Consider the following 26,385-nt stretch of genomic DNA (forward strand, 5'->3'; position numbering starts at 1 on the left):
AGTCAACAAGATTCTCAAAATTGAGATTAATCGCATTAATAATCAGGCTGCGGCGGGTTTACCGGCGACTTCGGTACAAATCTGTCGAGCGGGGACGTGCTGTGAGCCGCCCGACGCCGGAATTACTTCGGTCAAAAACACGTTATTGATATAAGTCTCATCTTTGAGAACATCGCTTGCTTTGTGAAACTTTTTGTGGAACCTTTCTATTCACGCGACTAAAACTGACAGACAGGGAAGGCAGTCGGGCGACGCCGGTTTCTTGTTCGGGATACGGAGAATGAGGGTGACGCAATCCGTGCCGATGATCGATATCGCAGGTATTCACAAGACATTTGTCGCTGACCACGGGACAGTGACTGCGCTGGAGCCGTTAACCATTGACGTCAGGCCAGGCGAATTCATCTCGATCGTTGGGCCTTCAGGCTGCGGGAAATCGACGCTCCTCCGCCTGATTTCCGGTCTTGACCACCCAAGCGGCGGCACCATAAGGCTCGACACTGCCGGCCATAAGCGTCCGGTAGGCTTCGTTTTTCAGGAGCCGGTTCTTCTTCCCTGGAAAACGACCCTCGAAAACGTCCGGTTTCCCCTCGACACCGCCGGGGTTTCTCGCGCTGCGGCGGACAGGATTGCACTCGATCTGATCAAAATGGTGGGCCTTTTCGGCTTCGAGGGCGCTTTGCCGCGCGAGCTGTCGGGTGGAATGCGTCAGCGCGCGGCAATCGCCCGTTCGTTATCGGATGATCCACCGATCCTGTTGATGGACGAGCCGTTCTCCGCGGTCGATCTACTGACACGAGACACGCTGAACGACGAACTGCTGCGGATCTGGCAGGCCACCGGAAAAACGATCCTGCTGGTTACCCACAGCGTCGAAGAAGCCGTCTATCTCGCTGACCGGGTCATGGTGATGACCGCGCGTCCGGGCAAACTGAAATCTATCCATGAGGTCAATCTCGCGCGACCACGCGGCGAAGAAACCAAACTCGACCCCGCCTACCACTCACTCGTCGCCCGGCTTCGCCGCGATTTACGTACGCCTGGCGAAACCCCTGACGGGAAGCCGCAATAATGGTAAGGCACTTCACCGCCTGTATCGACTATATCCTGTCACTGGCAGCGCTGCTTGCACTCTGGTGGCTTGCTACTGGTCCGATGGCAATGCCTGCCTATCTTCTGCCCTCTCCGGCGCGCACCTGGGGTGCACTGGTCGCCATTGCGAGCAACGGTGATCTCTGGCTGCATCTCGGCTTCACCATCCAGAACATCGTGCTCGGGCTCTACCTGGGCCTGATCGCCGGCATCGCTCTGGCCTACGCGATGACGCGTTTTCCGAAACTTTCGGTCTGGCTGGACGGCCCGCTCGTTATTCTTCAGACAGCACCTAAAATTGCGCTCGCGCCCCTCTTCATCGTGTGGTTCGGCTTTGGGGTTCTGTCCAAAATCATCCTTGTCTTCTCGCTTGTGTTCTTCCCGGTCTCTATTGGTGCCCTGTCAGGGTTCCGAACGCTCGATCCAAAAATGAGGGACCTAGCGACACTTCTGGGTCTCGGCAAAATCCAGCGATTTGTGCAGATCGAATTTCCGTCGGCCCTGCCGGAGATCTTCGTCGGCCTGAAGATCGGCGCGGTCCAGGCGCTGGTTGGTGCGGTGCTGGCCGAGTGGATGTCGGGAAAGCTCGGACTTGGATACCTGATGACCTATGCCGCCGCTACCTACAAGACGCCGCTGCTCTTTGCTGCCGTTCTGCTGACCGTCGCACTCGGTCTTGTGATGCATGTCGTCTTGTCCTCGCTGGAAAACCGGCTTCTCTCGTGGAAGGGGACGAGGAAATGACAAGCGCCGCCTTTCCCTGGAACAACGGCAGGCCGCCGCATCTGCCCTGCGGGCCCGGCGACATTGCAGAAAATGTTCTAACGCCTGGCGATCCGGACCGTGTCCGTTTGCTCGCCGACATGATGGAGGACGTGACCGATTTCGGCCGCAAGCGGGAGTTTGCAGTCATAACCGGCACCTACGAGGGCCGGAGACTGACCATATGCTCCACCGGCATTGGCGGCCCCTCGACTGAAATCGCCCTGGTGGAACTTGCCATGCTCGGCGCCAGGAAGGTATTGCGCATCGGAGGCATGTCGGCGCTGGCGGCGCAATATGCGCCCGGCTCTTTCGTCGCAGTAAACCAGGCTGTAGGCGATACCGGCTCTGCGCGCACCTACCGCATGGCTGGCGGCAAGGCCAAGGCGTCCTCGCGTATTGTTACCGGCCTGGTCGATGCGGCCTCCGAACTTGGCATCACCTGTCGCACCGGCATGGTCGCGTCGACCGACAGCTATTATCTGGGCCAGGACCGCCGCTACCGGCCTGTCGACGACGGTCGGGACGTGTGTGGAAATTTCGTCGGCCACTTCCAGGCTCTGGGTGCGATTGGCGTCGAAATGGAAAGCGAGATCCTTTTGACAGTCGGAAGTGCAATCGGACTCGAAACCGGTTGCCTCCTCGGAATTCACGGAAATCGCGCCACAGATGAATGGCTCGACGATTACGAGCCCACCCAGCGAAATCTTCTGCGCATTGCGGGACGCGCTTTCTCCAGACCGTAAACAACCGAGGGGTCAAACGATGTTCAAAATTTCCAGCGCGGCCGCGGCCGGTCTTATTGCTGTTTCATTTTCGCCACTTGTTGCCATGACGGCGAGCGCTGCAGACAAGGTGATACTTCAGATCGACGGTGCTGCCGCACCGTTTTACGCCCCCCTTTACGCAGGTGTGGAGAAAGGGATTTTCGAAAAAAACGGAATCAAGGTTGAATTCATTTACGCCGCTGCGGCTGACATTCTCACCAACATTGCTGCCGGGAATGTCGATTTTGGCTTTCCGAATGGTGATGCGGTCGTTGCCGCTGTGGCTAACGGTCTGCCCGTCAAGGTGATCCACACCACATATCAGCGCGGCATAGGCGCGCTGTTGGCGAAGGAAGAGAGCGGAATCAGATCTTACGCGGACCTGAAAGGCAAGAGGGTCGCCGTCACCAGCCTTGCCAGCCCCAACTACCTCCAGCTTCAGGTTGGTTTGCAACGCGCCGGCCTGACACTTGACGACGTTTCGGTCGAAGTGGTGGCGACAGGAGCGATCGTCCAGTCGCTGCAGGCTGATCAGGTCGATGCCATAGTCTTTTCCGAACTGCGAAAATACAATCTGGAAGCCGACGGCGCCAAGGTCACCATGATTCTGTCCAACGACTTCCTGCCCTCCTTTGGCAATGTGGTTGTTACCAGCGACAGCAAACTTTCGGAAAACGCCGATCTTGCCAGGCGCTTCACCACTGCAATCACCCAGTCGTACCAATGGGTAATAGACGGCCACGTGTCTGAGGCGCTTGATATCGCGCTTGAAAAATACGCGCCAACCTGGCCCAGGGATCAAAAGCCCATGTTGACCACGGCTTTTGAACAGACATTCGTGCCCTCCGTCTGGCAGAGCACCCTTACCAGGGAAAAGGGCCTTGGCGCGGCCGACATGGCGGGCTGGCAGAAGAATGCCGACATCCTGGCGCAATACAAGGTGATCGACACTCCTCCCAAGGCCGCGGATTTCGTTATCGACCCCTATTCGATCGGCCAATAAGGATGCTTCTGCGTGGCGTGGCGGGTCTGACCGCAACCTTCTTTCTGTGGACGGCAATCATCTATCTCTTCGACGTGCCGGCGTTTCTTTTGCCGGAGCCCGTCGAAGTATTCCACAGGTTCGGTTTCCTGTACAAAAACGCCAGCCTCGGCCGGCATATATGGGTGACACTGTCTGAAATTGTCGCGGGGTTCATGCTCGGCACGCTTGCCGGCGTCTTCGCCGGCGCAGTCTTTGTCCGGCTGCCCCGGGTCGAACGTTTTGCCACGCCGCTCGTTCTGCTGCTGCAGACAGCTCCAAAAATTGCAATCGCCCCGCTTTTGCTTTTGTGGCTGGGTATCGGGCCGGCTCCGAAGATCGTTCTGATCGCGATCGTCACGTTCTTTCCGGTCATGTCCGGCATGATGACCGGCCTGCGCTATGGGGAAAGCAGCTTCCGTGATCTCGCAACGGTGCTCAGGTTAAGCCCATGGCAGCGGTTCCGCCACATTGAATTGCCAACTGCGTTGCCGTCGGTCCTCGCAGGCATGGCAGTCGCCACAACGCTTGCCATAACGGCAGCTGTCATCGGCGAACTGATGGGCGCAAATGAAGGGATCGGCTATCTTCTGTCATCGGGTCAGGAAAACAGCGACACATCCGTTGTCATCGGCATGGTCATGCTTCTGTCACTGATCGGCTGGGCCTTTTATGAGGCTGTCGAATTGATGAGACGCCGCCTGGTTGGCAGGTTCCAGTCATCCTGAGGCACACGGTGTTCTGCCGTCTTCCTTCGCGGATTCTGACTGCCGGGATGTACGAAGGGTCGGCGAAACGATAACCACCGATGACGTGTACCCATGCGTGGGCGGGTGAACTGATAGCGGACAAGACCCGTCCGGATCCCATCACCAGACACGGTCCGTTGCTGCGGACTCTCACATCCGCGTTTGTCCCGCCATTTGCAAGTTCGGTCAGAAGCCGCCTGAAACAGCAGTCTCGCGCCGTGGTCCAGTCGACTGCGACGCTGGCGTCCGATGGCGATGACATTTTTATGGACCGTTGGTGCTGATCGCAGACCGATGCAGCATCCGGCGTGCCGGCTTGTGGCTATAACGCCCTTTCCCCGATCGTGGCGTTTCGTGCAATCCTGTTGCCAGTCATACGTTCTGGACGAGGAATTCCCGCACCGAACGCGTGCCGGTGTTGAAAAGCAGCCGCCGGAATTCGAACTCCAGGACCGTTTGCGGGTCGTGGAAAGGTTCTCGCATGAATTCCTCCTGCGTCAGGCGCAGAGCTTCTTCAGCCGAGTAGAAAATATCGCCGCTGGCGTTTAGGAGTGCAGTATTCGCCTCGTAGATTTTGGTCATCAATTCACAGGCTGCAAGCACTGCTGCCTTCCTGTCGGATATTGCACTGCCTGCGGAGCCGTACCAGGCGATAACTTCCTGACCAAGGGGACGCAACGGTTCCGGCAGGCGCTTGAGGTTTTGCATGACCCATTTGGGCTTGGCGTTGGTGCTCCCGGCGAGATGGCAAAGTCCGGCCGCCTGATCCATCAAAAACATGGTACAGACGAGAAGGCTGGTATCGAAGTCGCCGGAGCCCCATGTCCCCATCAAATCCTTGAATTCGGGATAGCCACCGGTCCGATTACGGTATTGGACGAAGGAGAGTTTTTCCCAGAAGTCCGTCGGAAACAGTTGCACAAATTCGCTGCTGCCCGTGACCGTGATGCCGACCTGCATCTTGTGCAGCGCATCTTCGGACGAAAGGGGAAGCTTTTTGCGCAAGGTCTTTGTTCCCCGACGCGCCAGCTGGTAAAGTGCCAGAACATCATCCTTCATCGCCTCGACCTCGGCTCGGGTATAATATTCGACGTCAAAAGCCACGCCATCTTCACGAATGTAGTCGACGAAAGTGCGTAATCCGCCGTTCTGCTCAATGAAGAAACTGTGATCGCCAGTGTGCCGGACCGGCGGAAGCTCGTCGCATATGACGTAGACGTCGATGTCAGAGTGCTTGTTCCCGATACCCTCCACCAGCGTCCCCGACAAAACGACGATATCGCCCTCAGCTGGCCGGCAGCGGGCCAGTATTTCATCGCGATCGATCCGCAGGTGGCCGTTTAAAAACGAGAATGTCGATGGTGTGGCCGGCATAAGATTCATTTGACACCTGCTAGGGCTACGATTGCGAATAAAGTATCATTATTTATACTTTTCTCATTGTCAACCGTCCGCCACAACCGTGGGGTGGGCGCGCAATAGGTTCAAGGCGACGTCGGAACACGCCATAAAATGCAATATTGCTGTAATTTTCCGTCAAAACGCCGTATCTCTGACGTGTCGAGGTAAGCCGCGGCGCCGCGCTGCCGACGCTTCAAAATATATATTGCGTGATCAATCTCCGTAATATATCAGTTTTGAGACTTTTCCACAATATGAGGAGGCGCGCGCCTTTGATTTCCCGATATTTTACGGCGATAACGCTTGCTGGCGTCACCCGAGGCCTCTGGGTGATTACCCTCGGATGGTCATCGGCACTGATCGGGGGATCGGTAGCTCTCGTGGGCATAGCTTTTCTGGTCGGTCATCTCATGAACGTAATCCTGGCGCCAAGTGTCGGAGCCTTGATCGACCGGCGCAGCAGAAAACGATTGGCGATATTCGGACAGACGTTGTTCGGATGCGCGATGGCAACGCCCTGGTTTGCACATTTGCTCGGTTACGCGCCGTCCTATGCGATGCTTCTTCTCATCGCCGCCTGCATTGCCGCAGCGGCGCTTGTCCAGGGCGGAGCCCTCGACGCTATTCAGAAGTCCATCGTCGATAAGGGCGACATTAAGCGTACAAATGCAATTGCCAACGGTCTGCGGCAGGGATCGATGATTGCAGGGGCGGGCCTTGGAGGGGTCGTTCTGATGTGGCTGCCGATCCATGCGGGTTTCATCGTCGGTTCCGCTCTATGCGCTCTCGTCGTAGTCTGCCTGCTCGGCCTGCCGGACGCAAATCCACCGGTCAGTGCGCGGAAAAGCTATTTAGCGCAGATGGGGGAAGGCTATCGGTTCTTCCTGCGCAAGCCGGAACTTGGCCGGCTGGCTCTTCTGATTGGCTTAAGCACTTCTGTTGGTCAGTTGTCGAATGTTATGCTCCCGCTTCTGGTGCAAAACGAACTTGACGGCGGCAGCGAGCTATATGGGCTGATTGATGCACTTTGGTCAGTCGGCGGCATCGCCGCCGCGGCCTGCGTCGCGCGTTTGTTGAGACGGTCCGGCCTGGGTGGCTTCGAGTATCTTTCCATCGTCGCCCTGGGGCTTTTCACCGCCAACGTATCGTTTTCACTGAATTCCATGTCGGTCGCGGGTCTGTATCTTCTGATGGGCTTTGCATTCTCGTTCTCGAAGATCCTGTGCGACGGGCGAATGATCGAGCTGGCTGACATGGAATCGATCGGCAGGGTTCGCACATATACCCAGGCGGTCACCAGCGCCTTTGGACTGATAGTATTTTCAATGCCGGCGCTGACGGGGGTGGAAAGTGTACGAGCCCATTATGTCTTCTGGGGCCTGGGTGTCGTCGTAATTGCAGCAGCAATTTATCTCACCACCAATTTTGCCGGCGCAGCCGTCGGGCAAGCAACCACGGAAAGAGACGCGCATGACTAAAACTCATTCCTTCAACTGGGCGCAAACACGCTGGCCTGGAAGGTTAATCGCAGTCGAGGGCTTCGACGGCGCAGGCAAAACGACACAGATCGAACTTCTGCACAGACGGCTCGCTGAACTCGGCCATAATGTCGTCCTGACCCGACAGCCATCGGACTGGTATCGCCAGAGCGAACTTGTCCAGCAGTTCCTGAACAATGGCGGCACGCCGGAAACCGTCCGCGCACTCGCTTTGTTTGCGGCAGCAGACAGGGTGCGGCACTGCAGCAACGTCATAATACCTGCACTTGCCCGTGGCCAGACAGTCATCAGCGACCGCTATGTATTCTCTTCTGTCGCCTTTTTTTGGAGCAGGGGGATCGACCCGGAGTTCATCCGGACGATCAATCAGGGGATTCCCCGGCCAGACTGTGCGATCTATCTCGACGTCAAAGCAGAGATTGTCAGGGAACGGCTGCTGGCGCGCGATGGCGACAAGCTGAAGCACGAAGAAAATTCAATCGAGACCATCAACCGCGTTATGGATAACTTCAGGAGCCTGGCACCCGAGCTGAACATAGTGGCGGCCCAAGCGGAAAGGGAAGAGGTGTTCCGTGAGATATGGCAGCTGGTTGCGCCCGCTTCAGACGTGACGACAAGACGCCCCGCGCCTGCCGGCGCCACCGGTTTGCGCATTTGAAGCACTTCCCGGAAAACGCCTCTCGCTCCCGATGTTCGTCTTACACAACCGAGGCGTCCTGCCCGCATTTTCTGTAGACAAACGTACCTGAGACGCAGCGACCCCGTCTGGAGGAACGGCCTGAAAGTCGAGAGGCATGATATACATGCCTTCGCGCCCCTGGTCTCCCACCCTGGCGGCCCGGTTCTCCCGCCGGCCTAGTGCGGGACAGTACGCTTCCCAACCGTCAGAAATCACGGCAAGCGACAGACTGCACTGCAACGCCCCGCATACAGCACACAAGGCTTGAAAAATCTCTCTCAGAGACCGGGGACCGGTACTATTTCCGGCGGCGCGACTGAACCGAGATCCGCCATTTCATCGGTGATCAGGCGGCTCAGTCGCTTGATGCCTTCCTGCGCGCGCTCCGGTGGGCAGGAGGTGAAGCAGAGGCGAAGCGTATTCCGGCCCGAACCATCGGGGTGGAAGGGGCGACCAGGAACAAAAGCGACGCCTTCGAGAGCAATAGCCTTGGCAAGCAGAGCATTGGCGTCGAGACCGTCCGGCAGCGTCAGCCAGACGAACATCCCGCCCTCCGGTTTCTGCCAGCAGACCTTGTCGGGCATGTATTGCTTGAGCGCACTGATCAGATTGTCGCGTCTTTGCCGATAGGCCTGCCGCGAGGCAAGCACACGCTCGTCAAACATTTCAGCTGCAACGCGGTGCATTACCATCTGGTTGATCGTTGAACTGTTGAGGTCGCTGGACTGCTTCAGCAACACCAGCTTCTGGATGAGGGGGGTTGCAGCACATATCCAGCCGATTCGCATGCCGGGAGTCATTGTCTTGGAGAAACTGCCGCAATAGACAACAAGAGAGTTTTCGATCGAGCCACATTCCTCGATATCGAGCTGCATGATTGAAGGAAGCGTGCTTCCTTCGTATCGTAACGCGCTGTAGGCCGCGTCCTCGACCAGGGGAATGTCATTATCGCGTGCAAGGGCAAGCAGCCGACGCCGCGCGCATGTTCCCATCGTTTCACCCGTCGGGTTCGAGAAGTCCGGATTGGCATAGATGAGCTTCAAGGGACTGGCGTCGTCGGCGTCTGGGCTCGGGCGCCCTGCAGCTTTCCCTTTCGCGTCGAAAAAGCGGTAGTCGGGTTCATAAGCGTCGAAGATTTGCAGTGCACCGAGGTAGCTCGGCTTTGAGATCGCAACAGAACTGCCTTTTTCGAGAAAGAGACGAGAAAGAAATTCGATGGCCTGCTGCGCTCCCGACGTAATCAGGATGTTGTCTGAACTGCAGATGACGCCCTGTCGGTGCATGAAACCGGCGATCCAGCGTCGTAGCGGCAGATAGCCTTCACTGGCGCAATATTGCAGGGAGACCTGCGGGCAATCCCGAAGGTATTTCTGATAGCCGTCAAGAAACTGTGGGGAGGCAAAAAGATCAGCGTCAGGAAATCCACCCGCGAAGGAAATGATATCGGGATTTCCCAGCAAAGCGAACAGATCCCGAATTTCCGATGCATGCATGTTCCTGGCTCTGTCCGCGAACCGCTTTTCCCAGGTTTGTGTTTGAGGGGATATCGATTTTTCGTTCGTCATAAATTTCTCCCGGTTCAGGATGCGCTGGCCACGGGTACTGCGGTCACGTGACGGACAATTTCATGAATGACGTCCTCGCAAGACGACGGTTTCCGCACGATCCCGCAAAACGGCGAATGGATTTCGCTATAGGAAGGAACGTCCGGTCTGGTGGGTTGCGCGTTGATCAGGCACCGGACGAACTGGTCGTCAAAGGTCTGCCTGACCGAGCCGCAATCGAGGTTCGCGCCATAAGGAAAGAGGAACCACCCAAACATGTCTTGGGCGCCCCGGCCGAGGACAACGTTTGCAGTTTCGCCAACCGCGCAACGCAAATCCGCGTGGTGGAGATTGACACCGGTCTTTAACTCGAAGGCTTCGGCGATATAGGCGCCGCCGATGCGCCCTGCGAATTCCAGAAAATGTGGTTGACCATTGCCGTCAACAATCATTTCGAGGTGAAACCCACCGTCGGAATAGTTGAGCAGGCGGGAAAGCTCCGTTACAGCCGTGCTCGCCCATTCGGGATTTTCGATTTGCGTTGAGCCGAGGGCTGAGCCAGCCGCATAGGAAAAACACGTATTGACGTATTTCGATGCTTGCAGGATATCCAGCTTTCCCCTCTGCAAAAGCCCGTCAAGATGAAGGATGTCGCCGGGGATATATTCTTCGACGAGCCAGTCTGTCTCACGAAGGGTTTCGACGCGGGCATCAAGTTCATTTCGTGAACCGATCCAGATACCGTTGCTGGCTGCATCCAGTCGCGGCTTGAGCACCAGTGTCTGATGGAGCGGTATCCGGCCACTCGCGCGCTTGTATTTTGCAAGCGACCAGAATGCGGGCTGGCTGACGGTTGATCCACGGACTGACATTCGCATTGTCAGTTTGTCGCGGATCGGAAGCACCTTTGCGACCGTGTCGCCGGGAATATTGAACCGTTCACGGATTTGGGCGGCGAGAATGAGGTCACGCTCACCGCGTGCAACCAGGCAGTCGCAATTCGCGCATGCCTCTTCTATCAGCGCCGGTAGCGCATCCGGATCAAGGTCGGACAGTTTGGCGGTGATGATCCGTGCTCGCGCAGGCGACACCCCGTCGAGGAACTGACCGATATAGGTCACCTCATGCATATCGTGGTCGATTACCTGATCGTACCGGATGCGCTCCGGATCAACCCGGTTGAGTATTACAATTCTTGCCAATGCCCGCTCCTGTTCTCTGCTCAAACACTGATCCGAATGTTTTTGGACGCCTGCTTCCAAAGGGCTGCTCTTCGATCTCCCTGATCCACGGGGCGGAAATGGCGAAAGAGCCGCACTTCCTCCGCAGCCGTCGCTCGATGGCGAACTTGATCGTGATATTTTCTGACATTAGTACATTTATTGAGACAAGCAAGATGCTAAATCTAGCGCTGACGACGCTCAAAATTCTGTCAGACGAAAAATAAAACTTTCAATAATATCTATATTTAACATTTACTTAGATATCCAATCCGCGAGCACCATCCGGCGTCCGGATTTAAAATCGACAATTTTAGCTTGAATTTTTTATGAACATAATCTCATTATTAAGACGAAATGACGACAAAGGGTATTCATGTCATCCGCCAACTTTTCCTCGCGCTTTATGCGAACCGCTCAAAAGGTGTCACCACTCTGCGTCGGGTTCGACCCGTCAACCACGGTTCTTCAATCGTGGGGGCTTGCGCCCGATGCACAGGGAGCGGCACAGCTCTGTCGCGTGCTTCTTGACGCCCTTGACGGGCTGGCCGGCATCGTTAAGCCGCAAGTAGCTTTCTTTGAATCCTTTGGGCCCGAAGGCATGCAAGTGCTTGCCCGTTTCATAAGCGAGGCGAAGTCGCGGGACCTGCTGGTTATCGCTGATGCGAAGCGCGGCGATATTGGTTCGAGCATGGAAGCCTATGCGAGCGCGTGGCTTGGGCCCGAAAGCGCCTTCGGCGCCGACGCAGTCACCGCCAGTCCTTATCTGGGACCCTCGGCGCTATCGCCCCTGTTTCGGCGAGCGGCTTCGACGGAGACGGCGGTATTTGTGGTGGTCCGCTCGTCCAATCCAGAGGGCGCATCCGTTCAATCCGCCATGACGCAGGGGCGCAGCGTCGCTCTTGATGTCGCAACATCCATCACAGCCTGGAACGACGCCCTGGAAAATGAGGGCGCTATCGGGCCGGTTGGCGCAGTCGTCGGCGCTACGGGCGGAGCCGAAAGCGCAACACTTCTGGATGCAATGCCCCGATCCCTCTTCCTGTCTCCGGGTATTGGCGCACAGGGGGCAACGATGCAGGACGCGCATAAAATGTTCGGGTCAAGTGCATCGCGTGTAATCCCAACAGTCTCTCGGTCAATCCTTTCGGCAGGACCTGACAGAGAGCGGCTTCGCGAGACAATCGCAGGCTTTGCCCGTTCAGCTCGCTTGCTGCAAGAGCAGGGGCGCTGATGCCTACACTTTTATCCTTCCCGGAACCCACGGATATTGCGGAACTCTTTGTGGTCCGCTCACGGCTGGGCATCGATATCAGTACAACCAATTTTGCCGTTGAAGGACTTGTTCTGAACGATGAAGGGCAAGTGGTGCTCATCAAGAGGGGACCGATGTGCCGCGACAATATTGGCCTCCTTGAGGGGATTGGGGGGCAATGCCACGACGCAGAGCGATTTCGGGACGCATTGCACCGGGAAATTGCAGAAGAAGTCGGAACAGCGGCCATAATTGAAATCGAGCGGTTTTCTCACATGCGCCTCCAGCGTGAACGGGAAGGAGCGTCGGGAGCATCCGCGAAGTGGATTGTCGTGTCTTATATCTGCCGCTGGCGCTCCGGTCCCCTGACCGTTACCGAACCGGCAAAAAATAGTGGCTTCCATCTGGTTGATCCGCACGCATTCGGCGCCGCGGATCTCGCACCTTCCGCAAGATTCTCGCTGAACATTTACCGCGCGTCCGCCAGGCAAGTTTCGCCTGATGACGCGACAAGAGATTTACTCACATTGAGGGAGTGACATGGTAAGGCTTGCAACATCGGGTGTTTGTCAATTTTTTCTGTCAAACGGGGAGGAGATCCTCTTCAGGGAGGGCAGCGGTGCGCTCGTTACAGACACCAAGGGCCGCAATTATTACGACTTCATCCTGGGTTTTGGGCCGGTTGTGCTGGGTCATGCGCGGCCTGATTTCACAAGTATTTTCCAGCAGAAAGCGGCTGGCGCAATACACTTCCCGGGTTATGCCGGACAACACGTCGATTTTCTCGAAGCCTTTCTGCCTGAGGCCTATCAAAATCACAGCGTCGGCTACTTCAAGCACTCCTCTGACGCCATGACTGCAGCCGCGCGGCTGACGTGCAAGAAAACCGGCCGTAAAGGTCTGATCCGATGCGGCTATATAGGCTGGCACGACGCACAGATCGGCAACAGTCCACGATGGCACGAGCGGCTTTCATCGCCGCACCGCAGTGAAATCCGCCCCAATTCTTTCACTCGCGGGATGAGCGAGAGCGAACCCGTGGTCAACTGGATTGATCTGCGGATTGACAGCCTGAGACAGATTCTTGACGATGCGCCCGATACCTATGCCGCGTTGTTATTTGACGCCTATCAGTTGTCATTGATGTCGCCGGCGGATCTCTCCGACGCGATTGCACTCTGCCGCGATCGTGGTGTTCAGGTCGTGGCGGATGAAACAAAAACCGCAGGACGGGTCTCACCTATGGGAGCGCTCGCCGCAGTCGGTCTTGATGCGGACTACGTCGTGCTTGGCAAGGCAATCGGAAACGGCGCCCCGGTCTCTTTGCTTGTCGGCCCGCCATCCATGTCCAGTGATTACCTCGAGGCGAAGATAAGCGGAACCTATTGCAAGGAGCTTTTGGGCGTTTTCGCCGCCTCGGCGACGCATCAGCTCATGGAAGAGCTGCATGGATATTCGATGTTTGGAGAAATTTCCGAGCGCTTCGTCAATGTATTCACCAACGCCGCAGCAAACGTCGGCCTTGGAGACCAGATCTATGTCGAGCTGATACTCGGGGGATCGCTGTTTGAATTACGCTTCAGCGAAGACATAGAAAACAATCTCGGTCTGCGGGCGAAGATACCCCGCATCTTTGCCGATCACGGCATATTGCTCCTTCAGGGGCACCCATCCTTCTTCTGTCTTTCCCACGCGGAGATTGACTGGTCCGACCTGTCCGCACGCATCGAGCGGGCTCTGAGGGCATCTTTGCCATTATTCGCCTGATCCAAGAACCGCTTGCAGACCGCCAGTCGGTCATCTGCCTCGTAGGAGTTGCGAATGCCTTTTCCAGACCACATCCATTTTCTCAATCAGGGCGATGAGCCGGGCGACCGGGTGTTCATCAATATCACGACACGGGGCTGCGGTAGCGGTTGTTCCTATTGCTATATCATCTCCCCGGCGGGACCCCAGGTGTTCGTCGATGATACCGCACTTTCCAACAGCGCCGAAGCCTTGCTTCAGTCCCCCTATTTCCGGCCGGGTCGCAACGGCACGATCGTCTCGCTCTGCCCGGATTCCGAACCCTTCAAGGACGAAAGATCGACAGAGAAGGTTCTCTGTGTGCTGCGCGCAGTGCTCTCGCTTGGCAATCCGGTGCAGATCCCGACGAAGGAAAAGGTTCCGGAGGCTGCGCTGGAGGTGATCAGCACCCATGCCTACCCTAATCAGGTCGTGCTCTTCACCTCTTTCTCGTCACTCGCCAAGGCTGGCAAAATCGAGCCACGGGCTGCCCCTGTCGCCGATCGAATTCGTAATTTCGCCCTGGCGCGCAAGCACGGTGTATTCGTCTGCATGTATCTGAAGCCATTCCTGCCTGCCACGTTGAAGGACCTGGATCATGTCCTCCAGGTTCTGGAGGCGGAACGACCCGATGCGATCTGTGTCGGGATGCTCTACACAACCACGCAGCAGCAGGACTCGGCCTATACTCATCCTGTGCACGCCAGTCTCACTGCGCGCCCGCTGGATGACGATTTCAATACCTTCGTCGCCGCCGTAAAGGCACAGGGCCTCGTGCCGCTTTTCCATTCATCCGTGTGCGTCACCGCCTGGGCGCTGGATCGCATCCCTATGCCGCACATATGGAAGGAATATCCGGCGCTGTGCGTCAACTGCCGCAACTGTGAGCGTGATCTACAGGACCGTTTTTCACAATCAGCTATTCCCTCCTTCACCTCTCCGCAGCCGGTGTATCATGTCAGTCTACCTTAACAACGCCACCACAGGATATCCAAAGGCCATCTCTGCGGTAGAGGCCTATTCCGCGGCGCTGCAATCGATACCATCGGATGTGCGTCACAGCGCTGAGCCACAAATCGAACTGGTGCGGGGGCGCATAGCCTCGCTGCTGGGCGTGGACCACACGCATCTCTTCTTCCTTTCGGATGCGACGCTGGCGCTTAATGCCGTAATCCGGGGATATGTCGGCGCGGGAGACCATTGCGTTACCGACAACCGGTCGCACAACGCGGTTCTGAGAACACTCAACGGAATACCGGGCGTCAGTTGGCAGGTTGCTCGGGTTCATGATCTTCACGAGGAACCTGACTTTTCCTTCCTCGACGTCATTGACGAGCCAAAACTGGTTTGCCTGACCCACACCAGTAACGTCACTGGTTCTGTTTACGATGTGACGACGCTCATCAGGCGCATCCGCTCGCGATTTCCGAAAGCGGCTGTGCTCGTGGATGCGTCACAATCGGTCGGCTTTTGCCCCATTGATGATCTGGATGACGCTGACTTCATCGTATTTCCGGCTCACAAGCATCTGCATTCAATGCCTGGTGCGGCCGTGCTTGTAGCACGCCGCAGGCTTGTTCCGTTTATTCTTGGCGGTACCGGCAGCAATTCAGCTGAACTCGCGCTCGGCGATACTGGCGGGAATTTCGTTGAGGTTGGCACACCGAATTTACCGGCGATACTTGCACTGGGCGCAGCACTTGAAGAGCAGAATGACGGTGCTCACGACATTCGCCGTCGGATCGAAAACCTCACCGAGATGCTGTGGAGCGGACTTCAGTCGGTTCCCGGCATCCAGCCTCTCGGGCGGCGACCCTATCAGAGGCGTTCAGGCGTTGTCGCCTGCAAGCTGCCGGGCTCACCGGAAGCTGACTGGATTCCCTTTCTGCGCAGCCAGGACATAATCGCCAGGGGAGGGCTTCACTGTGCCCCGACAATTCACGAAGAACTGGGTCTGGGAAACGTCGGCACCCTCCGCTTCAGCATCAGCCGGTTCACTCGTGAAGACGAGATCCGTAGCGCTGTAGAGGCTGTGCAGATATTTGCGGACTTTGTCGCAGAGGAGACGGGTCGGCCATGACGCTATATCGATCCGATCGCCTTGTAATCGAAGAACCACGCCCCTGCGCAGAGGAGCCCGACCGTGTCCACCTGGTAGGCCATCTAAGGTCGACGACACTCGACGAGATCGCCACGCTTCTGCTCGAGGACCGCTGGCGAACCTTGCGACTGAAGCAGCCCGCCGCACTGGTGGCGCACGGCCCGGACGGAGAATTGCTCACGCTGAACGCGGAATGCGAATTCTCGCTCTCGCGGCTGATCGACGCGCAATCCGGCCTTGCATTTTTTCACGATCTGATCACGAGAATGGAGTTGCAATAATGAGCAAGTTTCTGGGAGAAAAACGCACGGGCCTTATATTCGCGGCGGATTTGCCCTCTTTCGATGAGAATGCCCGGGTACTCGATGTCATCAGTGAATATGTCGATGTTATCAAGGTCTGTAACCCTCTGGTAATGCGGGAGGGCGCTGCAACGATCCGCAAACTGGCAGACCGTTACGGGAAGCCTGTGTTTGCTGACCTCAAGGTCGCCGACGTTCCGCATACGAGTGCCCAGATCGTGAAAATCGTGGCGGACAACGGCGGTTCAGCCGTAATGGTGCACGGCTTTGTCGGTCCCGACGGGATTTCGGAATGCATGGAGGCCGCCGGCGATAACGTAGGCATCATTGTCCAGTTGGAACTGACGAATCCGGGTGGGAAATTATTTACCGCTCCAATTGCCAACGACATGGCCCGGCTTGCAGCTGACATGGGGGTCTACGGCACCCAGGCACCTGGCAACAGACCCAACAGGATCGCAGAAATCAGAGACATTATTGGTCCCGACCCGGTCATCGTTTGCTGCGGCGTCGGAGCCCAGGGCGGCAAGCACAACGAGGTTATGCAAGCCGGGGGCACCTATTCCATCGTCGGGCGCGCGATCTATAACGCCGAGGATCCCGTCCAGGCGGTCACGGCTGTGCTGAACTGACCCTGGAGGCCGTCTCCATTTGTGGACGGCTTCTCCCGTTAACTGCGCGCTCCGGCAGTTGCCGGATCGGTCCACAGACCATCAGCCGCCGGAGAACTACAGTGGCTGATGCAAACCACTCCGCGACAGGAACCCGCGCGGGACGCGGCGTCGTCGAAAGACCGGAGGTTCCACTCGACCCTACCGGTCGTCGTCCAAACCGTATTTGGCTATCAGATTATCGATGAAGTCCGCCGCTTCGGTCGCCTTCAGCGCCTGCTCCCACATTTGACGTGAAATGTCTTCATGCAGTCGCACGCCGTCCTGGGAGGTGGTTATCAGACCGACCCCGACGCGAATATTTGGCTGCTCCCCCAAACGGAACGGACTGATCGCCAACACCGAGTGATCGGCCTGACGAAAAATCTGGAAGCTGGTCGAGGGGACCGATTGCGGAAGAATCCCCAGTTGCACCCCCAGGGGCTGCTTTCGAAACAGGCTGCTGATGTGGCGCACTTCCCGGCATGCCATGACACGGCGGCGCCTCTGAACTTCTTCCGGCAAATCCTGGCGACCAATCAGGCCATGGAGAAGGAAACGCTCAAGATCTGAGGAGGCGATCAGGCTAACGAGCAAAGGCCGGCGCAATCGGTAGTTTTTCTTTCGTCCCTTCAACGTATCGATCAACCGGCGGATTGCGTCTTTGGTCGCGTCATCCATGGGAGCTGTATCGAGGAAGACCTCCTGAAGCATCTCATCGTAGACTTCGGAGGTCAGCAGATAAGAGATCGGGCCAAAAAAACCGATGATCTGCTCGCTCTTCTCCTCGAGCTGACGCATGCGCTCAAAGAAGGAGCCGGCGGTGTCAATATATTCGATGTCAACGCCAAGGAGGCTCTGGATAGAAACGCCCAACACCTTGGTGATGCTGACGAGCAGCTCTATCTTGAGAATCTCCCCTTTCTCCGCGCGATAAAGGGCGGCACGGGAAATGCCGAGACGTTTCGCCATTTCCTCCGGCGAAAGACCGTGACCGATACGATAGGCCTGCAATCGCGCACCAATCTCGTCGATCCGAATTACATCATCATATGCAGTTTGGTCAGTCATCCTGATGCCGCCGCCAACTTTCAAAGACTAATACATGAGCGATACCGTTCGCATACCGGAAGGATCGGGGCAACATGCCACAATGCCTGCATGGTATTTATACAAATCTAAACTTCTAGACCCCCCCGATAAAATACCGCCAAGCAATCGCTCGATGGGACGACCGTTGAACCTTGCAGTGACGGGCAGGCGGGAATTATGCTGCGAAAAAAATCAATGCATCTTCCTGTTGCGCCGAAAACGCCGCATGGGCGGCATCATTTCAGCATTTCGCTCCGCTTGCCAGTCGGGTTCACCCTACCGCGTTCTGCGGCAGGGTGTCGAATTTGCAGCCGTTGATGCTCGCTCAATCGTCAGGAAAGCTCACGTCCGCGCCGTTCCGGGATCAGGAGCCACATGGCGACCATGTCGAGAATATACAACGTCGCCAACAGCGCGATCGCCAGTTCAAATCCGTAGAACGAAGCAATAGTGCCAACCACGACGGGACCAAATCCACCGACACCGCGTCCGACATTAAAGAGGACATTTTGTGCGGTAGCGCGGGCCGCGGTCGGAAAAAGCTCGCTGATAAGGGCGCCGTAACCGCCAAGCATTCCGTTGACGAAGAATCCCATGACTGCACCTGCCACCAGCAATTCATATGGGTCGGTCAGTTGCGAGTAGATCACGACCATAACAGCGGCCATGAACATGTACCCGAAGAAGGCAGGACGACGACCGATCCGGTCTGCAATGTGACCAAACATAAAAATGCCCAGCGCCATCCCCGCAATCGTCACGGTCGTCCAGATCGCCGATTGTGTCAGTGCAAAGCCAAACCGGGTAGCAAGATAATTCGGGAGCCAGATCATGACGCCGTAATAGCCGAAATTCTGAACCGAGCAGAGAATAGCCATCCCGATACTGAGTTTTGTGGTGTCCCAGTCCTTCACCAGAAGTCGAAGCGAGGATTTGGTAGATTTTCCGGCTTTGTTTGCGACAAAAACCTCGGGCTCGTGCAAGGAGTTTCGAATGAAATAGGCAACGACAGCCGGGAAAATCCCGATCGCGAACATCCCCCGCCACCCGATCACAGGCAAGAGCATCGGCGTCACAATCGCTGCTGCCAGGACACCAAGTTGCCACCCCAGACCGACATAGGATGACGCTCTGGCGCGTTTGTTTGCCGGCCAGGCCTCGGCCACCAAGGCCATCCCGATGCCGAACTCACCGCCAAGGCCGAGGCCGGCCATCGTCCGGTAGAAAAGAAGGTCCCAATAGCCCTGTGCAAGGGCGCAAAGTCCAGTGAAGACGGCAAAAAGCACGATGGTCCAGGTCAGAACTTTAACACGGCCCAGTCTGTCGGACAGCATGCCAAACAGAACGCCCCCGATGACGGCGCCAATGAGCGTCGCGGTAACGAGCGATGCCGCCTGACCCGGGCTCAGGGAGAGGTCGCTCGAAATCGCTTTCAACATAAACCCGAGGATCAGCAGATCGAACCCGTCCATCGCATAACCGATAGCGGCGCCCAGCATCGCCTTCTTGGCCTTTCCATCCACTTCACTCGGACTCGATGAAGTCACTTCCTCACGATACGCAGTGTCAATGGTCATTTTGTTCCCCTTTTTGACCTAACGACGAAAAGAAGAATAGACCACATCAATGTCTCAATCGTCAATATTTATCTCAGTATTTAGACGATCGCATGAAAGCGTCTTGGGCGAGACGCGCATGACCGATATTCAATGTCGCACGAGGCAACAAATGCGCCCCTCGGATGTCCGGGGAACGGTAGAGAATTCCCGTTCGTATCAAAGGCTGCAGCATGAACTCCGGAAAACCAGTGAGTCCAATCCTGACCGGATCGTCCTACATACACGCGGGGATGGACGAAGCGGGTTATGTCCCGTCCCCGTCGGCTCGACAAAATTCCCGAAGCCCTGAAAACGCGGCGCTGGTCAGTCCATGCGCCAACGTTCCAGCTCGGCAAGTGTGAAGCGCGGCGTTATATGCTGGGGGCAGTTCCAGTCGAATGCCTCCACGGCGATGAGGACAAGACGTTCCACCCGGGCAGGGTAGTCTGGCATGGTCAACCTCTTTGCCAGCAATGGATCATCTGCTGCGTCGATGATCCGCATACGGGCGAAAAACTTCAGGCGGCGCTGATGCGCGTAATCCATCAGAAACAGCGAGACGCGATCGTTCACCTGCACATTGCCCGTCGTGATATATTGCCGGTTACCGCGAAAGTCGGCAAAACCCAGCAGTGTCGGGTCGAGTGTGGTGAGGAAACCGGCCGGCCCGCCCCGGTACTGGACGTAAGGCCAGCCCGTTTCTGAAACACTGGCGAGATAAAAACCGTCGCGTTCCCGAATGAAGGCTGCTTCTGCGGGGCCGAGGCGCTGGCTTGCGGGCGTCTCATCGGCGCCACCGCGCGCGGCAATGCGCGCCCATTGTTCGGCGCTTCCGTAGTGATCCTGTGCGGCCGCCACGGAGGACGTTGTTGCAATATCAAGATATTTGCTCATTTTCCATCTGCCTCTCCAGGCGGCCGAAACCGGCCTCAGTCTTGCAAAGCCCAATCCGCAACCTGCCAACGGATTTGTCCACGGTCGGCAACGACATGGCCCAACCCCGGAAACGGCATGTGCGTGGCGGCAATCAGTGCGCCTTCCGACGCGGCGCGAGGGAAAAAGCGGTCACGCATTGCCTTGGCGGCTGCCTGGTCCTGCTCGAACAGAAAGAACACGTCGGTCGCTGCTGGATGTACGACAGGGAAGATCATGTCTGAGACCATGATAAGGCTCTTTCCCTCATCTTCCACCCGAACGCCGATATGGCCGGGCGTGTGGCCGGTCAGGTCGACAATCGTTACGCCGGGCATAATTTCACGCTCTCCATCGATCGCTTGAAGTCTGGGGTAGAGTCGCACGACCTCTTCCGCCATCTGAAAGCTCGTCTGGAGGAATTCGGGTGCGCCGCTGCGCTTGGCGGGGTCAGTCCAATGCCTGACGTCGCGCCGATCAATATAGACCTCCGCATTCGGGTAATTGTTCTTGCCGCCGGCGATCAGGCCGCCCATGTGGTCCTGATGCATGTGCGTCACGATGACCGCATCGATCTGATCAAGCTGCAGACCAAGCCTGGCGAGGGCTTGCGGCAGGTTGCCGGTTTGCCCGATGGAGCCCGCTGCGCCTGCATCAATCAGGATGCGACGTTGGCCATCGTCGACAAGATACTGGTTGAACAGAAACCGCACGCCGCTTGGCCTGGCGGTGAACTGGGCGACTGCCTGCCGTTCCACCTCGGCCGGGTCACGCCCGGGGAAAAAGGTGTAGGGCATATCTGCATAGCCGTCCGTCAGCGCGGTCACCGTGAAGCGGCCGATGCGGATCTGCGCCAGCGGCGTTACGCTGGCCAGCGTCGTGACCGGTTCCGGTGTTGCGGCAAGGGCCTGCGCGCCATGGATCAGTCCTCCCCCGAGGAGGCCAAAAGGAAGAGCGCTGGCAAAGGCACGGCGCGAAAGATTGGGCATGACGTCTTTCTCCTTGTTCTGGCGATGAGGGAATGTCCCTCGACATCATGAAAGCTAGGATATCCAAAACCGATACGGTATCCTGCGATTCCGGGAGATTCCCTCTCATTTTATGGAAGGATAGAATGGATCGGTTCGAAGCGATGTCAGTCCTGCTCGCGGTGGTCGACGCCGGCAGCCTCTCGGCGGGGGCACGGCGTTTGCAGGCACCGCTCGCCACGGTCAGCCGCAAGGTCGCCGACCTCGAAAAGCACCTTGGCGCCCGTCTGGTGCTGCGTACGCGCCGCGGCCTGACCTTGACGGATGAAGGACGAAATTACGTCGCCGCGTCACGGCGTATTTTGGAGGAACTGGAGGCGGTAGAGCGGCAGGCCAGCGGCGACTACGGCGCGCTGCGCGGAGGGCTGCATGTAACCGCGCCAATTATTTTCGGCGAGCGTCACGTTTTGCCAATTGCATTGGAATTCCTCAAGGAGCAACCCGAAATCGATATGCGGCTGACGCTGACGGACCGCCAGATAAGTCTGTCGGACGACCATGTTGATGTCGCCCTTCGCATCGGACATCTGACCGATAGCGCGCTGATCGCAACACGTGTTGGTGCAGTCCGCCGGGTCGTGTGCGCCAGCCCTGACTATCTCACCCGGCGGGGCGTTCCGCTTGACCCCGAGGACCTCGTCCGGCACGACGGTATAAGCTTTCAGGGCTTCGCGACCGCGCCTGAAGTGCGTTATCGCCGCGACGGGGCGACCTTCAATGTCGAACCCCGCCCGAGGCTTGCGGTCAACACGACAGAGGCCGCAATTCAGGCGGCCGTATCGGGTATCGGCATCATCCGCGTACTCTCGTACCAGATTGCAGACCAGTTACGTTCTGGCGCCCTGCAGGAAGTACTTGTGGAGTTTGCGCCGGCCCCGCTACCCGTGAATGTCGTCTACGGACCAGCCGATCCATTGCCAACGAAGGTTCGATGCTTCCTGGATTGGATTACGCCCCGCTTGCGCGATCAACTGGCCCATTAAATTCCGATCAGGACCTACCACCGATTAACTCTATTTCATGAAACCAACCGTGTATGGGGCTGTCTGCCTCATTGCGTCTGAGGCGTCCTTGCAGTCAGTTTATTTCCGTCGGGGTCACGAAGATATGCAACGAACGCCCCGTTCGGACGTGCCGTGGGCGGGCTCTCGATTGCCGTTCCGCCGTGTGCGACACCGGCGGCGTGCCACGCCAGGACGTGGTCGGGGGTCGTCGCCGCGATACCGATTGTTCCACCGTTGGCAGCGGTCGCCGGTTTGCCGTCAATGGGTGTCGTGATCATCAGCCGCCCTCCTTCATGGGCGTAGATCAGTCGGCCTCTGGCGTCCATCTCGCCGGGCTTGCCGCCCAGAGCGACGAAGGTGGCATCATAGAAATCTCTCGCGCGCTCCAGATCGTTGCTGCCGATCATGACGTGGGTGAACATGTTTTATCTCCTCTGGACTGCCCGTCCGTTTTCGTGACTTTTAGCGGTCGAAGTTTCTTAGATATCTTGATGGTGACGTTCCGAGAGCCTTCTTGAACATGGTAATGAACGCCGACACCGATTCATATCCGAGGTCGCCCGAAACCTGCTGTACTGTCGCCCCTGCTGAAAGGCTTCGGATTGCGACGATCAATTGCAACTGTTGGCGCCAGCGGCCAAAGGTAAGGCCGGTCTCCTGCTGAACGAGACGTGCGAGCGAATTCTCGCTCATCGCCACTCGCGTTGCCCACTGCGCCATCGTACTGCGATCGGACGGGTTATTCGCCAGTTCCGACGCAATCTGCACAAGCCGCGATTCATCCGTCAGCGGCAGATGAAGATACTCTACCGGCATCCGTGACAAGGCCGACAGAAGCAGCGTCGTCACGAGTTCCGAGTGAGCCGTCGCAACCTCGGACTGATCGGCCATCTCGATGATGAGTTCCCTGACGAGTGGCGAGAGGGAAAGCGTGCAACACCGGTTCGGCAGATCGGCAGCCCCCGGTTCAACGAACAGGAAGAACAAGCGCGCGTTGGCAGTGGCGACATTGCTGTGAGGCATGCCTCCTGGCACCCAGACGCCGCAGTGAGGCGGAACCATCCACATGCCGCTCGGAACCCTGCATGTCACACCACCGCGCAGGGGCATGACGAGCTGGCCCTTGCGGTGTTGATGTTCGGGCGCCTCGCGTTCGTTTTGCGACACGTCGATCCTGACTGCGCGCGCGGGCGCAGGGGAGCTTTCGAGCTCGTGGTCGGCCAAGGCGCCGGAGAGGGATATTTGCGACTGGTGGAATTTAGTGATCATCTGATGGTATATCTAAATTCTTCCGCGTGCTTTGTCGATAGGGTCACACCCGGCGAACAGGCTGGAGAACGATCATGGCACTTCAAAAATTCGACGACCGTTGGTGGTCTGACATTGTCAGGACTGAAATTCGTCTGCCCCTCAAAGAGCCTCGCAGTCTTTGCATTTTGACTCCACCCCGAACGCGGACAAAGTCGCCGCGCGCCGGCCGCTTTAAAAGAATCACGACCGGTCTCCTTTCGAAAGCCCGCGCGCTTCTCGGCCGTCAACCGGGGGCCGTGTCTACCGGTGCGTGCACGGACCAGGCCGAAGCCTACCTGCACGCCTGCCTCGCCGCACCGTTCTTTTGTTATGTCTCGCCAGCGATCTATGGCCTGCCGAACAGCGTCACCTGTGATGAACAAGGCGCGGAGCAGAACATCTCCAGGCCGGGAGATGACATTTGAGTGTCCGACCAGTCGTTACCAGGGGGAACGTGATCTTTTCGCTGAAGACGTTCGGCGCAGCCATGCTGGCATATCTCGTAGCCCTCAGTTTTGATCTGAACCGGCCGTACTGGGCAGTTGCAACCGTTTATATTGTCGCCCACCCGCTCTCCGGCGCGATCTCGTCAAAGTCGGTCTATCGGCTTCTCGGAACACTGATTGGGGGTGGCGCGACAATTCTCATGGTCCCGAACCTTGTGAACGAGCCGATATTGCTCTCCGGCGCGATCGTCGTATGGGTTTCTGCATGCACCTTCTTCAGTCTGCTTGATCGCACGCCTCGCAGTTATGTTTCGCTGTTGGCGGGCTATACCGTGCTTCTTGCGGGATTGCCGCTGGTCAACACTCCGGCAAACGCTTTCGATATTGTCGTTTCCCGCACAGAGGAGATCGGGCTCGCGATCATATGCGCCTCGATCGTCAGCCACATTGTTTTTCCGGTTCACGTAGGAACAACTCTTCTCAACCGGATCGACGGCTGGATGGCGAGGGTGCGGAAGCTCCTCGAAGCGATAACTGCCGGCGAGTTGGAAGGAAGCCAAAGCAGGATGGAGCGCAGCGCACTGGCTGCGGAGGCGGCCGATCTGCGTTCGTTTGCGGTTCATCTTCAATATGACGGATCCAGATACCGAAATAGAGTGGCACTGGTGAAGTCGCTGCATCATCGGATGGTGTCCTTCCTCCCGTTGCTGAGCGAGCTGGAGGATTTGCGACGATCACTGGGCAGGCTAGACCCCTGCGGCCACGAAAAGGCATTGGCGATGATCAGGGAGGCGGGTTCTGATCCGAAAAGCTCCTCCCGGACGATCGCGATCGATGCAATCGCCTCTTTCGCCGCGCCTCCGACATGGGAAAAACTTCTTCTCGCCAATTATGCCCGCGAGCTGCGGACTGTTTCTCGACTTTCTGCGGAGTGCCTCACTCTTCGAAAATCCATTGAAGATGAAAGTGGAGCAAGAGCGGCCCGCGCTCCTGAGAGAACGCCCGCACCGCATCGTGATATCGGAATGGCGTTGCTGTCATCGCTGACAGTCGCGATCTGCGTTGCGACGTCACTCTTCTTCTGGATCGCAACCGGCTGGTCCGACGGAATGACCCTCGCCCAGATATCGGGCGTCCTTTGCTGCCTCCTTGCCACGATGGACGACCCGGTCCCTGCCATGCGCAAATTTGCCAATGTGACGATCGGCGCCGCCATTGCCACATTCATCTACGGCTTTGCGATCCTTCCGCTCATCGACGGTTTTGCGCCACTTGTCGCTGCTCTTGGATTGTTTTTGATACCCGCGGGCATATGTCTCGCAGTGCCCTCGCTTGCGCTGGTTGGTATGGGGCTCTGCATCAATTTCCCTCTTCTTCTCACGCTCCAGGCACATCCAGGATCCGATTTTGCCACATTCACGAATGCGGCGGCCGCGACCATACTCGCAATGGTCTGGACGATAGCGGTCTGCGGCATCTTTCGATCCGTGCAAACCGAAACAAATGCCAGACGGCTTTTTTCCGTTACCCGGAGACATGTCGCAAACATCGCCTTTGGCAAACACGCCGATGGTCTTGTCACGCGACATCGCATGATTGACGTTGCCGGCCTGTTCGCCTCACGAGCGGCAAGACTCCCGCCGACCTCGGAGGTCTATGATCGCGACCTTTTAAGGGATATCCGGGTGGGGCTGCATCTGGTCGCTATGCAGGAGCTCATTGCAGAAGTTTCGGAGGGTCTCCGCCTCACCGTTGAACCGGTCTTCCGCGCAGTCGCGCCCTTATATGACGGCCTTCCGGCTGAACGAGGGGCTTCGCTGGAAAACGCCCTGCGGGCGCTCGATGATCTGATCCTTTCGACTACGGCCACCACCGACATGGATATCGAGCTTCTGCTGCAAGCCGTCGCTCTTCGCCTTTGCATAGCTCCGGAGGCTGACAGGCCTGTTCCCGGAATTCCGGTTTCGGAAAGGAACGCTGCATGATGGGAGAACTCGATCTTTATGGCGTCTTTTTGCCGTCGTCCGCAGCGCTCGCCCTGTTTGCTTATGTCGGGTTACGCGTTCTCGCTTCCCTTCTCGGCAAGATCGGTTTTTACCGGGCGGTTTGGCACCGCTCTCTGTTCAACCTCGCCCTGTACATTACTCTTTTCGGCGGATTTTCTGCCGCTATCGACTGGTTTTGATGA

General features: G+C 57.4%; 27 protein-coding genes. 18 read left to right on the forward strand and 9 right to left on the reverse strand.

The genetic code is table 11. From position 1 onward, the window contains the following. Window positions 1–280 precede the first annotated feature (280 nt). Genes CFB10_RS14455 through CFB10_RS14475 form a run of 5 tightly spaced genes read left to right on the forward strand, consistent with a single transcriptional unit; the run spans window position 281 to window position 4,370 of the window. Entirely contained in the window at window positions 281–1,072 is a 792-nt protein-coding gene (locus CFB10_RS14455) for an ABC transporter ATP-binding protein (RefSeq protein ID WP_020010240.1), read from the forward strand. Continuing rightward, a complete protein-coding gene (locus CFB10_RS14460) occupies window positions 1,072–1,836 on the forward strand; it encodes an ABC transporter permease (protein WP_034501118.1) in 765 nt (254 codons plus the stop codon). The genes CFB10_RS14455 and CFB10_RS14460 overlap by 1 nt, the downstream gene beginning before the upstream one ends. Beyond that, complete coding sequence (locus CFB10_RS14465) at window positions 1,833–2,600, forward strand: nucleoside phosphorylase (protein ID WP_020010242.1); 768 nt, start codon at window positions 1,833–1,835, stop codon at window positions 2,598–2,600. Before CFB10_RS14460 ends, CFB10_RS14465 begins: the two co-directional genes overlap by 4 nt. Window positions 2,601–2,619: 19 nt before the next feature. Beyond that, window positions 2,620–3,624 carry an ABC transporter substrate-binding protein gene (locus CFB10_RS14470; RefSeq protein WP_020010243.1) on the forward strand — a complete coding sequence of 335 codons (1,005 nt, stop codon included), beginning with the start codon at window positions 2,620–2,622 and terminating at the stop codon, window positions 3,622–3,624. A 2-nt stretch (window positions 3,625–3,626) separates the two neighbouring features. Then, entirely contained in the window at window positions 3,627–4,370 is a 744-nt protein-coding gene (locus CFB10_RS14475) for an ABC transporter permease (RefSeq protein WP_020010244.1), read from the forward strand. Window positions 4,371–4,763: 393 nt separating this feature from the next. On the opposite strand, the gene CFB10_RS14480 is transcribed toward CFB10_RS14475, so the two are convergent. Continuing rightward, the gene (locus tag CFB10_RS14480) at window positions 4,764–5,774 is read right to left on the reverse strand and encodes a hypothetical protein (RefSeq protein WP_020010245.1); all 1,011 of its coding nucleotides are present in this window, start codon (window positions 5,772–5,774) and stop codon (window positions 4,764–4,766) included. Between the two features lie 272 nt (window positions 5,775–6,046). Here CFB10_RS14480 and CFB10_RS14485 point away from each other — a divergent pair, with 272 nt between their 5' ends. Together CFB10_RS14485 and tmk are read left to right on the forward strand one after the other, a co-directional pair. Next, window positions 6,047–7,270: an MFS transporter gene (locus CFB10_RS14485; protein WP_081629508.1), complete on the forward strand. Its 1,224-nt coding sequence runs from the start codon at window positions 6,047–6,049 to the stop codon at window positions 7,268–7,270. Then, window positions 7,263–7,949, forward strand: a complete 687-nt coding sequence (gene tmk / locus CFB10_RS14490; protein WP_020010247.1) for a dTMP kinase — start codon at window positions 7,263–7,265, stop codon at window positions 7,947–7,949. Before CFB10_RS14485 ends, tmk begins: the two co-directional genes overlap by 8 nt. Window positions 7,950–8,248: 299 nt before the next feature. Here the strand turns inward: tmk and CFB10_RS14495 are convergent, their stop codons facing one another. Then, window positions 8,249–9,535, reverse strand: a complete 1,287-nt coding sequence (locus tag CFB10_RS14495) for a PLP-dependent aminotransferase family protein (protein WP_020010248.1) — start codon at window positions 9,533–9,535, stop codon at window positions 8,249–8,251. A 14-nt stretch (window positions 9,536–9,549) separates the two neighbouring features. Then, the gene (locus CFB10_RS14500) at window positions 9,550–10,716 is read right to left on the reverse strand and encodes an acetyl-CoA carboxylase biotin carboxylase subunit family protein (RefSeq protein ID WP_141097730.1); all 1,167 of its coding nucleotides are present in this window, start codon (window positions 10,714–10,716) and stop codon (window positions 9,550–9,552) included. A 394-nt stretch (window positions 10,717–11,110) separates the two neighbouring features. On the opposite strand from CFB10_RS14500, the gene pyrF (CFB10_RS14505) reads away from it, so the two are divergent. From pyrF (CFB10_RS14505) to pyrF (CFB10_RS14530), 7 genes are read left to right on the forward strand one after another with little or no spacing between them, the layout of a single operon-like run. After that, complete coding sequence (pyrF, locus tag CFB10_RS14505; protein WP_081629509.1) at window positions 11,111–11,968, forward strand: orotidine-5'-phosphate decarboxylase; 858 nt, start codon at window positions 11,111–11,113, stop codon at window positions 11,966–11,968. Continuing rightward, complete coding sequence (locus tag CFB10_RS14510; RefSeq protein WP_020010252.1) at window positions 11,968–12,528, forward strand: NUDIX hydrolase; 561 nt, start codon at window positions 11,968–11,970, stop codon at window positions 12,526–12,528. Before pyrF (CFB10_RS14505) ends, CFB10_RS14510 begins: the two co-directional genes overlap by 1 nt. A gap of 1 nt (window position 12,529) precedes the next feature. Next, on the forward strand, window positions 12,530–13,756 hold the full coding sequence (locus CFB10_RS14515; RefSeq protein ID WP_020010253.1) for an aminotransferase class III-fold pyridoxal phosphate-dependent enzyme: 1,227 nt from the start codon (window positions 12,530–12,532) through the stop codon (window positions 13,754–13,756). A 54-nt stretch (window positions 13,757–13,810) separates the two neighbouring features. Continuing rightward, the gene (locus tag CFB10_RS14520) at window positions 13,811–14,746 is read left to right on the forward strand and encodes a hypothetical protein (protein WP_020010254.1); all 936 of its coding nucleotides are present in this window, start codon (window positions 13,811–13,813) and stop codon (window positions 14,744–14,746) included. Next, on the forward strand, window positions 14,730–15,854 hold the full coding sequence (locus tag CFB10_RS14525) for an aminotransferase class V-fold PLP-dependent enzyme (protein ID WP_020010255.1): 1,125 nt from the start codon (window positions 14,730–14,732) through the stop codon (window positions 15,852–15,854). The genes CFB10_RS14520 and CFB10_RS14525 overlap by 17 nt, the downstream gene beginning before the upstream one ends. Further along, window positions 15,851–16,156, forward strand: coding sequence for a hypothetical protein (locus CFB10_RS23770; RefSeq protein WP_020010256.1), 306 nt, complete (start codon window positions 15,851–15,853; stop codon window positions 16,154–16,156). The genes CFB10_RS14525 and CFB10_RS23770 overlap by 4 nt, the downstream gene beginning before the upstream one ends. After that, window positions 16,156–16,809, forward strand: a complete 654-nt coding sequence (pyrF, locus tag CFB10_RS14530) for an orotidine-5'-phosphate decarboxylase (protein ID WP_020010257.1) — start codon at window positions 16,156–16,158, stop codon at window positions 16,807–16,809. Before CFB10_RS23770 ends, pyrF (CFB10_RS14530) begins: the two co-directional genes overlap by 1 nt. Window positions 16,810–16,989: 180 nt before the next feature. Here the strand turns inward: pyrF (CFB10_RS14530) and CFB10_RS14535 are convergent, their stop codons facing one another. The 4 genes from CFB10_RS14535 to CFB10_RS14550 form a co-directional block, all read right to left on the reverse strand. Then, complete coding sequence (locus tag CFB10_RS14535; protein WP_034501120.1) at window positions 16,990–17,898, reverse strand: helix-turn-helix domain-containing protein; 909 nt, start codon at window positions 17,896–17,898, stop codon at window positions 16,990–16,992. Between the two features lie 353 nt (window positions 17,899–18,251). Further along, on the reverse strand, window positions 18,252–19,496 hold the full coding sequence (locus tag CFB10_RS14540) for an MFS transporter (protein WP_020010259.1): 1,245 nt from the start codon (window positions 19,494–19,496) through the stop codon (window positions 18,252–18,254). 345 nt (window positions 19,497–19,841) lie between these two features. Beyond that, the gene (locus tag CFB10_RS14545; RefSeq protein ID WP_020010260.1) at window positions 19,842–20,411 is read right to left on the reverse strand and encodes a pyridoxamine 5'-phosphate oxidase family protein; all 570 of its coding nucleotides are present in this window, start codon (window positions 20,409–20,411) and stop codon (window positions 19,842–19,844) included. A 35-nt stretch (window positions 20,412–20,446) separates the two neighbouring features. Beyond that, the gene (locus CFB10_RS14550) at window positions 20,447–21,418 is read right to left on the reverse strand and encodes an MBL fold metallo-hydrolase (RefSeq protein ID WP_020010261.1); all 972 of its coding nucleotides are present in this window, start codon (window positions 21,416–21,418) and stop codon (window positions 20,447–20,449) included. A 125-nt stretch (window positions 21,419–21,543) separates the two neighbouring features. On the opposite strand from CFB10_RS14550, the gene CFB10_RS14555 reads away from it, so the two are divergent. Beyond that, the gene (locus tag CFB10_RS14555) at window positions 21,544–22,440 is read left to right on the forward strand and encodes a LysR family transcriptional regulator (RefSeq protein ID WP_026363617.1); all 897 of its coding nucleotides are present in this window, start codon (window positions 21,544–21,546) and stop codon (window positions 22,438–22,440) included. Between the two features lie 68 nt (window positions 22,441–22,508). Here CFB10_RS14555 and CFB10_RS14560 read toward each other — a convergent pair whose 3' ends face one another. Then, window positions 22,509–22,883: a VOC family protein gene (locus CFB10_RS14560; RefSeq protein ID WP_026363618.1), complete on the reverse strand. Its 375-nt coding sequence runs from the start codon at window positions 22,881–22,883 to the stop codon at window positions 22,509–22,511. Window positions 22,884–22,923: 40 nt separating this feature from the next. After that, window positions 22,924–23,730 (reverse strand): helix-turn-helix domain-containing protein, encoded by an 807-nt coding sequence (locus CFB10_RS14565; RefSeq protein ID WP_020010264.1) that lies wholly within the window; start codon window positions 23,728–23,730, stop codon window positions 22,924–22,926. Between the two features lie 74 nt (window positions 23,731–23,804). On the opposite strand from CFB10_RS14565, the gene CFB10_RS14570 reads away from it, so the two are divergent. From CFB10_RS14570 to CFB10_RS14580, 3 genes are read left to right on the forward strand one after another with little or no spacing between them, the layout of a single operon-like run. Then, window positions 23,805–24,176, forward strand: coding sequence for a hypothetical protein (locus CFB10_RS14570; protein WP_026363619.1), 372 nt, complete (start codon window positions 23,805–23,807; stop codon window positions 24,174–24,176). Next, the gene (locus CFB10_RS14575; RefSeq protein WP_026363620.1) at window positions 24,173–26,182 is read left to right on the forward strand and encodes an FUSC family protein; all 2,010 of its coding nucleotides are present in this window, start codon (window positions 24,173–24,175) and stop codon (window positions 26,180–26,182) included. Before CFB10_RS14570 ends, CFB10_RS14575 begins: the two co-directional genes overlap by 4 nt. Then, complete coding sequence (locus CFB10_RS14580; RefSeq protein WP_026363621.1) at window positions 26,179–26,382, forward strand: DUF1656 domain-containing protein; 204 nt, start codon at window positions 26,179–26,181, stop codon at window positions 26,380–26,382. The genes CFB10_RS14575 and CFB10_RS14580 overlap by 4 nt, the downstream gene beginning before the upstream one ends. Window positions 26,383–26,385 lie beyond the last annotated feature (3 nt).

The sequence above is a fragment of the Agrobacterium sp. 719_389 genome, from assembly GCF_900188475.1.
Lineage (GTDB): Bacteria > Pseudomonadota > Alphaproteobacteria > Rhizobiales > Rhizobiaceae > Agrobacterium > Agrobacterium radiobacter.

What these genes read in the sequence shown, in the direction of transcription:
- CFB10_RS14525 (WP_020010255.1), top strand. Translation starts at nt 14,730, where the DNA reads ATGTCAGTCTACCTTAACAACGCCACCACAGGATATCCAAAGGCCATC.
- CFB10_RS14485 (WP_081629508.1), top strand. Translation starts at nt 6,047, where the DNA reads ATGAGGAGGCGCGCGCCTTTGATTTCCCGATATTTTACGGCGATAACG.
- CFB10_RS14475 (WP_020010244.1), top strand. Translation starts at nt 3,627, where the DNA reads ATGCTTCTGCGTGGCGTGGCGGGTCTGACCGCAACCTTCTTTCTGTGG.
- CFB10_RS14520 (WP_020010254.1), top strand. Translation starts at nt 13,811, where the DNA reads ATGCCTTTTCCAGACCACATCCATTTTCTCAATCAGGGCGATGAGCCG.
- CFB10_RS14455 (WP_020010240.1), top strand. Translation starts at nt 281, where the DNA reads ATGAGGGTGACGCAATCCGTGCCGATGATCGATATCGCAGGTATTCAC.
- CFB10_RS14580 (WP_026363621.1), top strand. Translation starts at nt 26,179, where the DNA reads ATGATGGGAGAACTCGATCTTTATGGCGTCTTTTTGCCGTCGTCCGCA.
- CFB10_RS14465 (WP_020010242.1), top strand. Translation starts at nt 1,833, where the DNA reads ATGACAAGCGCCGCCTTTCCCTGGAACAACGGCAGGCCGCCGCATCTG.
- pyrF (WP_081629509.1), top strand. Translation starts at nt 11,111, where the DNA reads ATGTCATCCGCCAACTTTTCCTCGCGCTTTATGCGAACCGCTCAAAAG.
- CFB10_RS14480 (WP_020010245.1), bottom strand. Translation starts at nt 5,774, where the DNA reads ATGAATCTTATGCCGGCCACACCATCGACATTCTCGTTTTTAAACGGC.
- CFB10_RS14535 (WP_034501120.1), bottom strand. Translation starts at nt 17,898, where the DNA reads ATGACTGACCAAACTGCATATGATGATGTAATTCGGATCGACGAGATT.
- CFB10_RS14515 (WP_020010253.1), top strand. Translation starts at nt 12,530, where the DNA reads ATGGTAAGGCTTGCAACATCGGGTGTTTGTCAATTTTTTCTGTCAAAC.
- CFB10_RS14470 (WP_020010243.1), top strand. Translation starts at nt 2,620, where the DNA reads ATGTTCAAAATTTCCAGCGCGGCCGCGGCCGGTCTTATTGCTGTTTCA.
- CFB10_RS14565 (WP_020010264.1), bottom strand. Translation starts at nt 23,730, where the DNA reads ATGATCACTAAATTCCACCAGTCGCAAATATCCCTCTCCGGCGCCTTG.
- CFB10_RS14510 (WP_020010252.1), top strand. Translation starts at nt 11,968, where the DNA reads ATGCCTACACTTTTATCCTTCCCGGAACCCACGGATATTGCGGAACTC.
- tmk (WP_020010247.1), top strand. Translation starts at nt 7,263, where the DNA reads ATGACTAAAACTCATTCCTTCAACTGGGCGCAAACACGCTGGCCTGGA.
- CFB10_RS14495 (WP_020010248.1), bottom strand. Translation starts at nt 9,535, where the DNA reads ATGACGAACGAAAAATCGATATCCCCTCAAACACAAACCTGGGAAAAG.
- CFB10_RS14550 (WP_020010261.1), bottom strand. Translation starts at nt 21,418, where the DNA reads ATGCCCAATCTTTCGCGCCGTGCCTTTGCCAGCGCTCTTCCTTTTGGC.
- CFB10_RS14570 (WP_026363619.1), top strand. Translation starts at nt 23,805, where the DNA reads ATGGCACTTCAAAAATTCGACGACCGTTGGTGGTCTGACATTGTCAGG.
- CFB10_RS14460 (WP_034501118.1), top strand. Translation starts at nt 1,072, where the DNA reads ATGGTAAGGCACTTCACCGCCTGTATCGACTATATCCTGTCACTGGCA.
- CFB10_RS23770 (WP_020010256.1), top strand. Translation starts at nt 15,851, where the DNA reads ATGACGCTATATCGATCCGATCGCCTTGTAATCGAAGAACCACGCCCC.
- pyrF (WP_020010257.1), top strand. Translation starts at nt 16,156, where the DNA reads ATGAGCAAGTTTCTGGGAGAAAAACGCACGGGCCTTATATTCGCGGCG.
- CFB10_RS14540 (WP_020010259.1), bottom strand. Translation starts at nt 19,496, where the DNA reads ATGACCATTGACACTGCGTATCGTGAGGAAGTGACTTCATCGAGTCCG.
- CFB10_RS14545 (WP_020010260.1), bottom strand. Translation starts at nt 20,411, where the DNA reads ATGAGCAAATATCTTGATATTGCAACAACGTCCTCCGTGGCGGCCGCA.
- CFB10_RS14555 (WP_026363617.1), top strand. Translation starts at nt 21,544, where the DNA reads ATGGATCGGTTCGAAGCGATGTCAGTCCTGCTCGCGGTGGTCGACGCC.
- CFB10_RS14560 (WP_026363618.1), bottom strand. Translation starts at nt 22,883, where the DNA reads ATGTTCACCCACGTCATGATCGGCAGCAACGATCTGGAGCGCGCGAGA.